The following is a 14,715-nucleotide window of genomic DNA, read 5'->3' as shown; positions in this document are numbered from 1 at the left end:
TTTCTCTCGAAAATCTCTTGTTTTCAGCTTGTTTCCAATTTTTTAAAGAACAACAAGATAATCTAACAAAGTTATCTTTAATTGGCGTCCCCACGGGGATTCGAACCCCGGTTACCGCCGTGAAAGGGCGATGTCCTAGGCCTCTAGACGATGGGGACATCAATTAAAGATACTCTATCTTCTTTTTATCTTTTAACGTTTATTTTCAACGTTACTTTCGCTTCGCTTTTAATCTTGTCTACAACTATCAGCCAATCTGTGTGAGCACTCGCTGTCTCTCGTCTTCTGTAAGGAGGTGATCCAACCGCAGGTTCCCCTACGGTTACCTTGTTACGACTTCACCCCAGTCATGAATCATACCGTGGTAAACGCCCTCCTAAAGGTTAAGCTATCTACTTCTGGTACAACCCACTCCCATGGTGTGACGGGCGGTGTGTACAAGGCCCGGGAACGTATTCACCGCGACATTCTGATTCGCGATTACTAGCGATTCCGACTTCATGGAGTCGAGTTGCAGACTCCAATCCGGACTTAGACGTACTTTATGAGATTCGCTCCACCTCGCAGCTTCGCTTCCCTCTGTATACGCCATTGTAGCACGTGTGTAGCCCTACTCGTAAGGGCCATGATGACTTGACGTCATCCCCACCTTCCTCCAGTTTATCACTGGCAGTCTCCTTTGAGTTCCCGACCGTATCGCTGGCAACAAAGGATAAGGGTTGCGCTCGTTGCGGGACTTAACCCAACATTTCACAACACGAGCTGACGACAGCCATGCAGCACCTGTCTCTAAGTTCCCGAAGGCACATTCGCATCTCTGCAAACTTCTTAGGATGTCAAGAGTAGGTAAGGTTCTTCGCGTTGCATCGAATTAAACCACATGCTCCACCGCTTGTGCGGGCCCCCGTCAATTCATTTGAGTTTTAACCTTGCGGCCGTACTCCCCAGGCGGTCGATTTATCACGTTAGCTACGGGCGCCAGAGTTAAACCCCAACCCCCAAATCGACAGCGTTTACAGCGTGGACTACCAGGGTATCTAATCCTGTTTGCTCCCCACGCTTTCGCACATGAGCGTCAGTACATTCCCAAGGGGCTGCCTTCGCCTTCGGTATTCCTCCACATCTCTACGCATTTCACCGCTACACGTGGAATTCTACCCCTCCCTAAAGTACTCTAGTTACCCAGTCTGAAATGCAATTCCCAGGTTAAGCCCGGGGCTTTCACACCTCACTTAAATAACCGCCTGCGTGCCCTTTACGCCCAGTTATTCCGATTAACGCTCGCACCCTCCGTATTACCGCGGCTGCTGGCACGGAGTTAGCCGGTGCTTCTTCTGTATTTAACGTCAATTTGATGTACTATTAACACATCAACCTTCCTCAATACCGAAAGAACTTTACAACCCGAAGGCCTTCTTCATTCACGCGGCATGGCTGCGTCAGGGTTCCCCCCATTGCGCAATATTCCCCACTGCTGCCTCCCGTAGGAGTCTGGACCGTGTCTCAGTTCCAGTGTGGCTGGTCATCCTCTCAGACCAGCTAGAGATCGCAGGCTTGGTGAGCCTTTACCCCACCAACTACCTAATCCCACTTGGGCTCATCCTATGGCAGGTGGCTAAAAGTCCCACCCTTTCGTCTCTCGACACTACGCGGTATTAGCGACAGTTTCCCGTCGTTATCCCCCTCCATAAGCCAGATTCCCAAGCATTACTCACCCGTCCGCCACTCGTCAGCAAGAAAGCAAGCTTCCTCCTGCTACCGTTCGACTTGCATGTGTTAAGCCTGCCGCCAGCGTTCAATCTGAGCCATGATCAAACTCTTCAATTCAAGTTCAATCGCTCAATATACTGCTTAGCTATAAATAAACACTACTTAAAAAAGTAATTATGAATTTTCAGTTAAGCACCTATTAAGACTTCAAAATTAAAAAATATTTTTAAAACAAGTCAATCAACAAGTGCCCACACAAATTGTCTGATATATTGTTAAAGAGCAAAAAAGAACGACGCACTTGGAAACTTAAAAACTTCACAACAGTGCGTCGTTGTGTGCGGTGCATTATAGGGATTTTCAAATCCCTTGCAAGTACTTTTTACAAAAATTTATTTGAATGAGCAAATTTTATTCATCATCTAATTTTCTATAGCCTTTCAAGCCATTTTTTCTCAAAACTTCGTTTAATTTCTTCAATAAACGCTCTTTTTCAGCTTGACTTAACATCTGACTATTTTTATTTTGCAAAGCACATACTAACTTCCAATAAAAATCAAGCGTAGCACCACTGCCATTTTTCTTTAATTCCACCAATGCATTTTCTGCACCAATTTCTCTTAGCATCACAACATCTGTAATACCAACTTTTATTAAAGCTCTTTCGTGTTTAATCGTTAAATTGGGTAAATCCTTTAATCGATTTAACTTTCTTAACGTATATTCTAGCTTCTGCTCAATAATCTGTTTAATAGAAAGAATAATCAATTTTCTACATAACATATTATTACGTAAAACCTGTTCAGTAAGTGCATAATATTGTGAAAGCACAAACCGTTTATTCAATTCATTCGTTGTAAAAGGTTCACAACCTAATTTTATTAATTGAGTTGCAAGCTCATCTTCACCTCGTAAATAAAGCTTTTTATTTTGCCAGATGGCAAACATTGTCTCTTCCTTGTGAAACAAACCGTAACCAGTAAAAAGATTTTTAAAGGTAACATTTCCTACTAACAGGTCTAGCAAAGAGCAAACTTTATCTATATGCCCATCCTTTATATTCATATATAACCTCCAATGAATAATTATTTTAAAAGAATCAGTAGAAGTACTTCTGATTTCATTTATATCATGAAGTTTTTACTACACCTAAATATAAATCTCAGATTTGTGAAGCAGATCGTAAATTTGAAATTTATTTTTATGTAAACGATTGGTTTATATATAAATATACTATATTTAAAACTTTTTTTGCGATTAAAAATTGTACATAATTTGATCTAATTATTCTATCAAAATTTTAATTTTTAGACTAACCCACCTTTTTTACTAGAATGTATACCCCATATTTTTTATTAATATAAATATTTTTCTTGATCTGTACATCAATACAGATATAATCATAAAAAATTGGACATTCAAACAGGAATTTAATTATGGCAACTCAAGAAGAAAAACAAAAAGCACTAGCGGCTGCATTAGGGCAAATAGAAAAACAATTTGGTAAAGGCTCAATTATGAAATTAGGCGATACTAAAACGTTGGATGTAGAATCTATTTCTACCGGATCACTTGGCTTAGATGTTGCACTGGGAATTGGTGGTTTACCTATGGGTCGAATTGTAGAAATATTCGGACCTGAATCATCTGGTAAAACAACATTAACTCTTTCCGTCATTGCTCAAGCGCAAAAAGCAGGAAAAACCTGTGCATTTATTGATGCAGAACACGCACTTGACCCTATTTATGCAGCAAAACTTGGTGTAGATGTAAAAGAACTTTTTGTTTCTCAACCAGATAATGGAGAACAAGCACTTGAAATATGTGATGCATTAGTTCGTTCTGGTGCAATTGATGTAATTATTGTGGACTCCGTTGCCGCACTGACACCAAAAGCTGAAATTGAAGGCGATATGGGGGATTCTCATATGGGTCTGCAAGCGCGTTTAATGTCTCAAGCTTTGCGTAAACTCACAGGTCAAATTAAAAATGCAAACTGTCTAGTTGTGTTTATTAACCAAATCCGTATGAAAATAGGTGTAATGTTTGGTAATCCTGAAACTACCACAGGCGGTAATGCATTAAAATTCTATTCATCCGTTCGCTTAGATATTCGCCGTACAGGTTCTGTAAAAGACGGGGAAAATATTATAGGAAATGAAACTCGCGTAAAAGTAGTAAAAAACAAACTAGCAGCTCCATTCCGCCAAGTGGATTTCCAAATTCTCTATGGAGAAGGCATTTCAAAAGCAGGTGAATTATTAGAACTTGGGGTAAAACACAAACTTGTAGAAAAATCAGGTGCGTGGTATTCCTATAATGGCGAAAAAATTGGTCAAGGAAAGGCTAATTCAATGAAATGGCTTAACGAAAATATAGAAAAATCAGATGAATTAGAAGCTCGTTTACGTGCTGAATTAGTAGCTAATCCAGAACAAGCCTTAATGGCGGATATTGAACAATCTGAAAATAATACTGAATTAGAAAGTGATTTTGAATAAAGAAAATTACAAATGCCAAAAGTGCGGTTAAAAATGACCGCACTTTATATCAACTCAATAAAAATAAAGGAATCATTCCTTGTCATCCCTTGCTTTTAATTACATAGTCAATCTTCTTACACGCAGAGAATATAGTGAATTTGAACTCCGCAATAAAATGCAGGAAAAGAACTTTTCGGAAGAAGAAATTGATGAAGCTTTATCTCAATGCCAAGCAAAAAATTGGCAAAGTGATCGTCGTTTTTCAGAAAATTATCTAAATTCACGCGCGCAAAAAGGTTATGGTGTAGGAAGAATTCGACAAGAATTACTCCAATTAAAAGGTGTGTCTTCTGATATTATTGATGAAGTTTTAATGGAATCAGAAATTGATTGGTATGAAATGGCTGAGAACTTGTTACGTAAAAAATTCCCAAATTACAACGAACAGCAAACGCCTAAAATGAAACAAAAAATTTGGCAATATATGCTATCACACGGATTTCGTAGCGATGAATTTGCTGATTTAATTGGGCAAAACCAAAGTGAATGGGATTAATGTAAAAGTTGAGAACAAATTTTATATATCCAAATGCCCAACCCAGTCATAGCTAAACATCCAAATAAATGCATAATCAATACACAAAATCCATTTAACCACTTGTCATTAAAAAATAATTCCACAACTTCGGAAGAAAAAGACGAAAATGTAGTTAGCGATCCTAAAAAACCGGTAATTAAAAATAACCGCCATTCAGAACTAATTTGTGGGAATTGCCAAAAAATCCCAAGTAATACACCAATAATTAAACAACCAAGCAAATTAGCGATTAAAGTCCCAAAAGCAAAGGAAGAAAATAAAGGATTAAATAACAATCCTATAGTCCAACGCAATGACGCGCCTAATATTGCACCACAACTTATGAATAATAATGCCTGCATTAATAATCTAATCCAAATTGAGTTCGCAAATAACAAGCGACTGATTCTTCTTTATTTGATCCAATAACTTCTAAATCTGGACAAGCCGTTTTTAAACGAATATCAGCATCTTTCATAATGCAACCTTTTCCAGCCCAAGAAAGCATTTCTACATCATTCATTCCATCACCAAAAGCAATACAGTCTTTTAACTCATATTCTCGTGATTCGAGTAAATGTTTTAATGCATCCCCTTTTGAAACATTCTTATTCATTACTTCCAAACAAGCTAATGCAGAATAAACAATTGTCGTTACATCACCAAACTTATCTCGTAAATAAGTTTCTACTTCAACTAAATCCTCTGGAGTTTTACCAATAAAAAAGACTTTTTCTGTCCCACGTCCATGATGTTTGGAAAAATCAACTACGTTATAATCAAATCCAGATTCTTTATGGAACTGACGCATTGCAGGAATATCTTTATTAGTAAACCAGCCTTCATCTTGATAGCTATTCATGCATACTTTGGACGTATCAAATGGCGTTTTGTAAAGCTCGAGAACTAATTCTTCAGGTAAGCTATTGCTATAAAGCAAATTACCCTGTAAATCCCGTACACGAGCACCATTTGATGTAATCATAACCGCACGTTCCGCACCAATTTTTCCAAGAATGGATGACACATCGGTATGATTACGTCCTGTTGCCAAAATAATATCTACGCCTTTTTGCTCTAATGCTCTCAGCGTATCAATGGTAAGATCACCCACTAAATGTTCAGGTGTTAAAAGCGTGCCATCTAAATCAGACACCATTGCTCGAAAAGGTAAATTCATAAAAACCTCAAAAAATAAACTATGCTTATCATATCACTAAATATACAAATGGTACTTGCTGAAGATCAATGTATTAAAAACTGTAATAAAAATAACCGCACTTTTATTAAGCATCAATAGACACATTCCTCTTTATCCAATAATAAGCTAAAACATATTTTCGTTTAAATTGATCTACTATTAGAAATTAAACAAATACCAATAAAGAGTTAGTTTATTTTTATTAGAATGAATATAAATTCTAATAAAGCTAAAAATCTCGCAATAAAATTCTACATACTGGAATTACCAGTTGAAAAACGATAACAAATTTCATTTTACCTCTCTTATAATACAAGTGTTCGAACAACAAGCAGTACCTCGAATGATGTATGTTTATTCCCCAATGGATAGTCAAAAAACAAGGAGATTATTATGGCTTTCAATATGAAAAACAGACATTTACTTAGTCTTGTTCATCACACAGAACGTGAAATTAAATATCTCTTAGATCTCTCCCGAGATTTGAAACGAGCCAAATATACAGGCATAGAACAACAAAAATTAAAAGGCAAAAATATCGCACTCATCTTTGAAAAAACCTCCACTCGCACACGCTGTGCATTTGAAGTCGCCGCTTATGACCAAGGCGCACAAGTCACCTATATCGACTCTAACTCCTCCCAAATTGGCCACAAAGAAAGTATGAAAGATACCGCCCGCGTATTAGGCAGAATGTATGATGGAATTGAATATCGTGGCTTTAAACAAAGTATCGTTCAAGAACTTGCTGATTATGCTGGGGTGCCAGTATTCAATGGTTTAACCGATGAATTCCATCCAACACAAATGCTTGCCGACGTACTTACCATGATTGAACATTGCGACAAACCATTAAGCGAAATTAGCTATGTCTATATTGGGGATGCTCGTAATAATATGGGTAATTCACTTTTATTAATTGGTGCAAAATTGGGTATGGATGTGCGGATTTGTGGACCTAAAGCTTTATTACCAGAAGCAAGTCTTGTGGAAATGTGCGAAAAATTTGCGAAAGAAAGCGGCGCTCGTATTACCGTAACTGAAGATATCGACAAAGCGGTGAAAGGTGTTGATTTTGTTCATACTGATGTGTGGGTTTCAATGGGTGAACCATTAGAAACTTGGGGCGAACGCATTAAATTATTACTTCCTTATCAAGTAACACCTGAATTAATGAAACGCACTGATAATCCAAAAGTGAAATTTATGCACTGCTTGCCAGCCTTCCATAACAGCGAAACCAAAGTTGGTCGTCAAATTGCTGAAAAATATCCTGAATTAGCTAATGGTATTGAAGTGACTGAAGATGTATTTGAATCGCCAATGAACATTGCATTTGAACAAGCAGAAAACCGTATGCACACAATTAAAGCTGTAATGGTAGCAAGTTTGGCATAAGGAAAACGTATGAGAATAGTGATTGCATTAGGCGGTAATGCGTTATTACGACGCGGAGAACCAATGACAGCCGAAAATCAACGACAAAATGTTCGCATTGCTTGTGAGCAAATTGCTAAGATTTGGCCAAATAATGAATTAGTGATAGCACACGGTAATGGTCCACAAGTGGGTTTGCTCGCTTTACAAGGTGCCGCTTATACTGATGTGCCAACCTATCCTTTAGATGTATTGGGAGCAGAAACAGCTGGAATGATTGGTTATATGATTCAACAAGAACTCGGTAATTTAGTTCCATTTGAAGTGCCATTTGCAACGTTATTATCTCAAGTAGAAGTTGATATCAACGACCCAGCTTTCAAAAATCCAACTAAACCAATTGGTCCTGTTTATACGAAAGAAGAGGCTGAACGTTTGGCAAAAGAAAAAAATTGGTCTATCGCACAAGATGGAGATAAATATCGTCGCGTTGTGCCAAGCCCATTGCCAAAACGTATTTTTGAAATTCGCCCAGTAAAATGGTTGCTTGAAAAAGGCAGTATCGTCATTTGTGCGGGGGGGGGGGGCATTCCGACCTATTATGATGAACAGCATAATTTACAAGGTGTTGAAGCCGTTATTGACAAAGATTTATGTTCAGCTTTACTTGCAGAAAATCTTGATGCTGATTTATTCATCATTGCAACTGATGTTTCAGCAACCTTCGTAGATTGGGGAAAACCAACTCAAAAAGCAATTTCAGTTGCCTCACCTGAAGCAATTTCAGAACTTGGTTTTGCAGCAGGTTCTATGGGGCCAAAAGTACAAGCAGCCATCAACTTTGCAAAACAAACAGGAAAAGATGCAGTAATAGGCTCTTTATCTAATATTGTGGACATTGTGAAAGGCAAAGCTGGTACTCGTATTACGAAAAAAGCTGAAGGCATTTCTTACTATGCTTAAATAATAAAGGAACTTTGAGAAGCCATTCTCAAGGTAAAAAGTGCGGTCGGTTTAACCGATGTTTTTACCAACCGCACTTTAAACGTTACACATAAGGAGCTCGCTATGGATGCGTCCAAAAAGAAGAAAACGTTTAATTTCCCATCAGCGTTTACCATTTTATTTGCAATATTAATTCTCGCTGTTGGATTAACCTGGATAATTCCATCTGGTTCATATTCAAAATTAACATATAATTCCACTGATAATGTCTTTGTGGTCAAAGCTTATGGCGTTGATGATAAAACTTATCCCGCCACAACAGACACTCTTGATAATCTCAATATAAAAATTAAACTCTCCAATTTCACCGAAGGCGTGATCAAAAAACCAATCGCTATTCCTGGTACTTATCAACGTGTAGAACAACACCATAAAGGCATTGAAGATATCACCAAAAGTATGGTTGAAGGCACCATCGAAGCCGTTGATGTTATGGTCTTTATCTTTGTATTAGGTGGTATGATTGGTGTCATTAACCGTACCGGTTCTTTTAATGCCGGTTTGATGGCTCTCGTGAAAAAAACCAAAGGCAATGAGTTTTTTATTGTATTCAGCGTATCTGTTTTAATGGTGTTAGGCGGTACAACCTGTGGTATCGAAGAAGAAGCAGTGGCATTCTATCCGATTCTGGTGCCGGTATTCTTAGCTCTGGGATATGATGCAATAGTCTGTGTAGGAGCTATATTCCTTGCTTCATCTATGGGATCTGCATTCTCTACAATTAACCCATTCTCCGTTGTTATCGCATCAAATGCAGCTGGTATTCAATTTACTGAAGGTATTGGTTTCCGTGCTCTAGGTTTAGTTTTGGGGGCAACTTGCGTAATCGTATATCTTTATTGGTACTGTAAAAAAATCAAAGCTGACCCAAGTTTTTCTTTCACTTATGACGATCGCGAAGAATTTCGCCAACGTTATATGAAGAACTTTGATCCAAATGCAACTATCGCATTCTCAGCTCGTCACAAATTAATCTTAACGCTTTTCTGCATTGCATTCCCTATTATGATTTGGGGTGTAATGGTTGGCGGATGGTGGTTCCCTCAAATGGCTGCATCTTTCCTTTCCATTACTATCATCATTATGTTTATCAGTGGCTTGTCTGAAAAAGATATTGTGGAATCTTTCACTGAAGGTGCATCAGAATTAGTAGGCGTATCCTTAATCATTGGTCTTGCTCGTGGCGTAAACTTAGTACTCGAACAAGGTATGATTTCTGACACCATCCTTGATTATATGTCTAATGTAGTTAGCGGTATGCCAGGTAGCGTATTCATCTTAGGTCAATTAGTCGTATTTATTTTCCTAGGCTTAATCGTGCCGTCTTCTTCAGGCTTAGCCGTGCTTTCAATGCCAATTATGGCTCCACTTGCTGACTCAGTGGGTATTCCACGCGATATCGTGGTTTCCGCTTACAACTGGGGACAATATGCAATGCTATTCTTGGCACCAACAGGATTAGTATTGGTGACTCTCCAAATGTTGCATATTCCGTTTGATAGATGGGTTAAATTCGTGATGCCTATGATTGGATGTTTATTACTAATCGGATCTATTTTACTGGTAGTACAAGTATCCTTATATAGCGTTTAATTAGTCAAATTGCCACCTAGATCACAGTTTTTCTAGGCGGTTTCTTTTATACTAGGTTATCTTTTTTGTTAACATAAAAAGGATTTACTATGCTTAAAAAACGCTTTGATAATATTGATACCCGTATTCTTAAAGCATTGCAACGCAATGGTCGATTACAAAATAATGAACTGGCTAACGAAATAGGACTTTCAAATTCAGCTTGTTTACGCCGAGTAAATCAACTGGAAGAAAGCGGCGTAATTGATAGTTATGTTGCCTTATTGAATCCCAAGAAAATAAATTGTCATCTTATTGTTTATGTATTAGGTTCTTTCTTTGAAGAAGATCCAGAATTAAAATTTTTGAAGTGAAACTAATCCCTTAAATTACCGAATGCCATTTTATGGCAGGAACCTTCGATTTTCTTCTGACACTTTGTGTATCAGATTTAGAAGAGTTTAACCACATTAAAACCACCTATCTTAATTCCAGGCTTGGCATTAAAACCTTAAAATCAGAAGTTACTCTAAAAAAGGTTAAGTCAACAACTGAGTTGCCTTTATAAAAAAACTCGTATTATTTATACGAGTTTTTATAATAATTAACAAACTTCAGCCTGTTCTAATATAACTTTTTGTAAAACATTAATTCCTGCCTCTATATCTTTCCAATCTGTAAATTCAAGAGGGTTATGACTAATTCCAAAATGAGATGGAACAAAAATCATACCTGTCGGACAAAGTGTTGCCATATGCATTGCATCATGTCCAGCACCACTTGGCATTATTTCGTAAGAATAACCAAGGGAATGTGCAGTTTCAGCTATTTGGTTTACCATATTTTCAGGTAATACTATTGGATTATCTTTTGAAATAAGTTGCAACTCAATTAATAATCCTCTTTTTTCTGAAACTTTACTAACTTCCTCTTGTAATAATTCAAATACAGAATCTCTAGCTTGTACATGTGTACCTCGAATATCTACTAATAATTCACAATATCCTGGCACAACATTCATTACTCCTGGTTTAGCTGTAATATTACCTACAGTAGCTACTGTAGAATGTCCAGCTTGAATAGCCGATTGCTCAATAGCAAGTGATAATTCAGCTCCTCCTAACAATGCATCATGACGATAATGCATTGCTGTTGCTCCTGAATGATCCGCTTGTCCTTTAATTTTAACAATTGCACGAATTGGAGCAGCAATACCTGTCACAACACCTATTGTTTTTCCTTCATTCTCTAAACGAGGGCCTTGTTCTATATGAAGTTCAAAAAAACATTTAAATTCCTTTGCATCACGTTTTGCTTGATTAATCAAATTAAAATTCATTCCTACTTCAGCCATAGCTTCTGATAAACCCTTTCCTTGTTTATCACGTAACAAACTTAATTTTTCTTGATTTACTATGCCACACATAACTTTACTACCCAATGTAGCAAAATTAAATCTACTCGATTCTTCACAAGTAAAAATTATCAATTCTAAAGGATAACGAGTCTGAATATTCTGTTCACACAATTGCAAAAGAATTTCCAACCCAGCAACAGATCCCAAAGGACCATCAAATTTACCCGCATTCACAACAGTATCAATATGCGATCCGAATGCAACTGCAGGTAAAAAATCTTCTTTACCTGCCTTACGAATAAAAAGATTTCCAATTGAATCTCGACGAATAGATAAATCATATTCTTTACATAATTCAATAATCATATTATGGGCCTTTTCATCCTCCTCTGTAAAAGCTAAGCGAGTCAGCTCGTTTGGTACTGATGAAATAAAAGCCAGTTTTTCAATTAAATTTTGAACACGATTAAGATTAATTGACATAGTTTTCTCCTGATATGATTTATTTTTTGATATTCGTCAAACAATAATAATTTTTCGTTGAAAATTAACCTTTTCTAAGCGTAATATCGGTATTTCTAAATACCTATAAAAAGGAGTAGAAAATGAAAAACATGTTACTGCTCAGTAGCTCAAAATACAAGAACACAGGTTATCTTGAACACACTCTACCTTGGTTACAAAATTTCTTGGCGGATTATCGTGGTAAAACAATTGCTTTTGTGCCTTATGCTGGGGTACGCCGCACTTTTGATGAATACGAAAAAACTGTGCAAAATGCACTTTCTTATTTAGAGATGAATATTGTTTCCGTTCATCATGGTAAACAGCATCGAGATATTATTGAACAAGCAGATGTCATCGCTATTGGCGGCGGGAATACATTTTGTTTGTTAAAACAGCTTTATGAACACAATTTAATTGATATCATTCGTGAAAAAGTGAATAACAGTACGCCTTATTTTGGTTGGAGTGCTGGGGCAAATGTAGTGGGTGCATCCATTATGACAACGAATGATATGCCGATTACTTATCCTCCTTCATTTCAAGCATTACAGCTTTTTCCTCATCAAATTAATCCGCACTTTATTTCAGGTAAAATGCAAGGTCATAATGGCGAAAGCCGAGAAGAACGTTTGGCTGAATTTTTACTCGTTAATCCAACCGCACTTGTATATGCATTGCCTGAAGGTTCTGCACTTCATATACAAAATGAAATGGCAACTGTGTTGGGTGAAAATCCTATTTTGTGCTTCAGTGAAAATATGGAATGTGGCACATTTGATATCAATACAACTTTTTCTTATTAACTTAAAAGGAACATATAATGGAATTATTCAAATCCATCGTTGCAGTGATTGGCATTATTGCCACAATTTATTTTCTGATTAAAAAAGCCGAAACCCGAACAGTTTTGATTGGTGTCGGTTTAATAATGTCCATTCTGACGCTGAATCCAATGGGTGCATTAGATGCTTTTGCCAAAAGCATGACATCTGGCGGATTAATTATGGCCATCTGTTCTAGTATGGGTTTTGCTTATGTAATGAAATACACTCAATGTGACACTCATCTAGTGCATTTACTTACCAAACCATTAAGCGGATTAAAATTCTTCTTAATTCCGATTGCAACAGTCATCACCTTTTTCATCAATATTGCTATTCCTTCTGCTGCTGGTTGTGCAGCTGCGGTTGGTGCAACATTAATTCCTGTTTTAAAAAGTGCGGGTGTTCGACCAGCTACTGCTGGTGCAGCTATTTTAGCAGGAACTTTTGGATCAATGATGAGCCCAGGTTCTTCTCACTCAGCAATGATTAGTGAAATGTCAGGCTTAACTATCACTCAAGTAAACCTTTCACATGCGCCATATAACATGATTGCGGGAGCAATAGGTGCGGTTGTTTTAACAATTCTTGCGCTTGTTTTTAAAGATTATGGTGAACAACATCGCCAAGCTTATCTTGCAGAACAAAAAGAAAATGAAATTAAAGTTGTTGAAGGTGTCAATGTACTTTATGCCCTTGCACCATTAATACCATTAGTTATTTTAGTGATTGGTGGAACATCATTACAACAAGTACCGGGTCTTGAATGGACTAAAATGGGCGTTCCTCAAGCGATGCTGATTGGTGCAATTTACGGCATTATCGTCACTCGTATTTCTCCAGTAAAAATTACTGAAGAATTTTTCAATGGTATGGGAAATTCTTATGCAAACGTACTTGGTATTATCATTGCAGCCAGTGTATTTGTGGCAGGATTAAAATCTACGGGCGCAGTGGATGCGGCAATTTCTTTCTTAAAAGAATCCAACGAATTTGTACGTTGGGGTGCAACAATTGGACCATTCTTAATGGGATTAATTACAGGTTCTGGCGATGCAGCAGCTATCGCTTTTAATACAGCCGTCACGCCACATGCTGTAGAACTCGGCTACACTCACGTAAATCTTGGTATGGCAGCAGCAATTGCTGGTGCAATCGGTCGTACAGCTTCACCAATTGCAGGTGTAACCATTGTTTGTGCAGGCCTTGCTATGGTAAGCCCAGTAGAAATGGTAAAACGTACCGCACCAGGCATGATACTTGCTGTTTTATTCTTAGCATTATTTATGTTGTAAAAATAGTAAAAAATTGACCGCACTTTATTGATCTGCACCCCAAAAGTTGGGCTAACCAAACCAACAATTGAGGTGCAGATTTTTTATGGGTAAACACTACACAATCGAATTTAAATTACAGGTTATTCAACCTATTTTGAATAGGAATAGGAAAATGAGTATTAGAGAAGCTGCACGTTTTTATAATATTCCTTCCAACGCCTTAGTCGGGACGTGGTTGAAACGGTTTGAAAAAAGTAGCATAAAAGGACTTATTCCCAGTAAACCATCAGGACGACTGCCGATGAAACCTAAATATGCAAAAATGCCACCACCCAAAACTGAAGAAGACCGTTTACGTTTGAGAATTTTACAGCTTGAAGAGGAGGTAGCTTACCTAAAGGAGTTGAGAAGACTCAGACTTCAGGACGAAGCCGAGCAAAGGATTAAATAAAGCTTGTGGTGTCATTTTACATTCAGACCTGGGATGACAAGCTTATCGTCGAATCTTGGCTGAACATGGTATCATTCAAAGTATGTCTAGAAAAGGGAATTGCTTGGATAACGCTGCGATGGAAAGTTTCTTTGGGAGATTAAAAACGGAATGTTTTTATGGTCGGGAATTTAACAATAGAGAGTAGATAGTTGATGCCGTCAGGGATTATTTGGATTACTATAATCACCGACGGATTCAACTAAAATTAAAAGGACTGAGTCCGGTACAATATCGAAAACAATCCTTTAAATGACAGTCTAACTTTTTGGGGTCAGATCATTTCAACCGCTCTTTTGTACTTAGCTTATTACTACTCGAAAGAGCCTACATTAAGA

The 14,715-nt window shown here is 37.5% G+C and carries 12 protein-coding genes, 1 tRNA gene, 1 rRNA gene and 2 pseudogenes; 10 read left to right on the top strand and 6 right to left on the bottom strand.

Annotated features, from left to right (window positions below; genetic code table 11):
• Positions 1 to 82: 82 nt before the first annotated feature.
• From DQN24_RS02265 to tfoX, 3 genes are all read right to left on the bottom strand, one after another.
• Positions 83 to 158, bottom strand: a tRNA-Glu gene (locus DQN24_RS02265).
• Between the two features lie 130 nt (positions 159 to 288).
• Positions 289 to 1,827, bottom strand: a 16S ribosomal RNA gene (locus tag DQN24_RS02260).
• A 294-nt stretch (positions 1,828 to 2,121) separates the two neighbouring features.
• A complete protein-coding gene (gene tfoX, locus DQN24_RS02255) occupies positions 2,122 to 2,775 on the bottom strand; it encodes a DNA transformation protein TfoX (protein WP_080228090.1) in 654 nt (217 codons plus the stop codon).
• Positions 2,776 to 3,146: 371 nt separating this feature from the next.
• Here tfoX and recA point away from each other — a divergent pair, with 371 nt between their 5' ends.
• Together recA and recX are read left to right on the top strand one after the other, a co-directional pair.
• Entirely contained in the window at positions 3,147 to 4,211 is a 1,065-nt protein-coding gene (gene recA, locus DQN24_RS02250) for a recombinase RecA (RefSeq protein WP_021034531.1), read from the top strand.
• Positions 4,212 to 4,290: 79 nt separating this feature from the next.
• The gene (gene recX / locus DQN24_RS02245; protein ID WP_041175256.1) at positions 4,291 to 4,749 is read left to right on the top strand and encodes a recombination regulator RecX; all 459 of its coding nucleotides are present in this window, start codon (positions 4,291 to 4,293) and stop codon (positions 4,747 to 4,749) included.
• On the opposite strand, the gene crcB is transcribed toward recX, so the two are convergent.
• A complete protein-coding gene (gene crcB, locus DQN24_RS02240) occupies positions 4,746 to 5,132 on the bottom strand; it encodes a fluoride efflux transporter CrcB (protein WP_021034533.1) in 387 nt (128 codons plus the stop codon). The two genes, recX and crcB, sit on opposite strands and share 4 nt — an antisense overlap.
• A complete protein-coding gene (locus tag DQN24_RS02235) occupies positions 5,132 to 5,950 on the bottom strand; it encodes a Cof-type HAD-IIB family hydrolase (protein WP_021034534.1) in 819 nt (272 codons plus the stop codon). Before DQN24_RS02235 ends, crcB begins: the two co-directional genes overlap by 1 nt.
• A 414-nt stretch (positions 5,951 to 6,364) precedes the next feature.
• Between DQN24_RS02235 and DQN24_RS02230 the strand changes: the two genes are divergently transcribed.
• The 4 genes and pseudogenes from DQN24_RS02230 to DQN24_RS02215 all read left to right on the top strand — a co-directional run bounded on the left by DQN24_RS02230 (position 6,365) and on the right by DQN24_RS02215 (position 10,493).
• Positions 6,365 to 7,369, top strand: a complete 1,005-nt coding sequence (locus tag DQN24_RS02230; protein WP_021034535.1) for an ornithine carbamoyltransferase — start codon at positions 6,365 to 6,367, stop codon at positions 7,367 to 7,369.
• Between the two features lie 9 nt (positions 7,370 to 7,378).
• Positions 7,379 to 8,311 (top strand): carbamate kinase, encoded by a 933-nt coding sequence (gene arcC, locus DQN24_RS02225; protein WP_021034536.1) that lies wholly within the window; start codon positions 7,379 to 7,381, stop codon positions 8,309 to 8,311.
• 105 nt (positions 8,312 to 8,416) lie between these two features.
• Positions 8,417 to 9,946, top strand: coding sequence for a YfcC family protein (locus DQN24_RS02220; RefSeq protein WP_005692792.1), 1,530 nt, complete (start codon positions 8,417 to 8,419; stop codon positions 9,944 to 9,946).
• A gap of 89 nt (positions 9,947 to 10,035) precedes the next feature.
• A pseudogene (locus tag DQN24_RS02215) lies at positions 10,036 to 10,493 on the top strand (Lrp/AsnC family transcriptional regulator).
• 36 nt (positions 10,494 to 10,529) lie between these two features.
• Here the strand turns inward: DQN24_RS02215 and DQN24_RS02210 are convergent.
• Positions 10,530 to 11,765 carry a Zn-dependent hydrolase gene (locus DQN24_RS02210; protein ID WP_111695329.1) on the bottom strand — a complete coding sequence of 412 codons (1,236 nt, stop codon included), beginning with the start codon at positions 11,763 to 11,765 and terminating at the stop codon, positions 10,530 to 10,532.
• Between the two features lie 122 nt (positions 11,766 to 11,887).
• Between DQN24_RS02210 and pepE the strand changes: the two genes are divergently transcribed.
• The 4 genes and pseudogenes from pepE to DQN24_RS09060 all read left to right on the top strand — a co-directional run.
• Entirely contained in the window at positions 11,888 to 12,592 is a 705-nt protein-coding gene (gene pepE / locus DQN24_RS02205; protein WP_012055130.1) for a dipeptidase PepE, read from the top strand.
• Between the two features lie 17 nt (positions 12,593 to 12,609).
• On the top strand, positions 12,610 to 13,905 hold the full coding sequence (gene dcuC / locus DQN24_RS02200; RefSeq protein ID WP_042603616.1) for a C4-dicarboxylate transporter DcuC: 1,296 nt from the start codon (positions 12,610 to 12,612) through the stop codon (positions 13,903 to 13,905).
• Positions 13,906 to 14,059: 154 nt separating this feature from the next.
• Positions 14,060 to 14,338: a helix-turn-helix domain-containing protein gene (locus DQN24_RS02195; protein WP_230304898.1), complete on the top strand. Its 279-nt coding sequence runs from the start codon at positions 14,060 to 14,062 to the stop codon at positions 14,336 to 14,338.
• 40 nt (positions 14,339 to 14,378) lie between these two features.
• Positions 14,379 to 14,633, top strand: a pseudogene (locus DQN24_RS09060) (transposase); the annotation flags it as partial.
• Between the last annotated feature and the right edge of the window lie 82 nt (positions 14,634 to 14,715).

Source organism: Haemophilus influenzae (assembly GCF_900475755.1).
GTDB lineage: Bacteria > Pseudomonadota > Gammaproteobacteria > Enterobacterales > Pasteurellaceae > Haemophilus > Haemophilus influenzae_D.
This window is presented reverse-complemented; position numbering and strand designations above follow the sequence as displayed.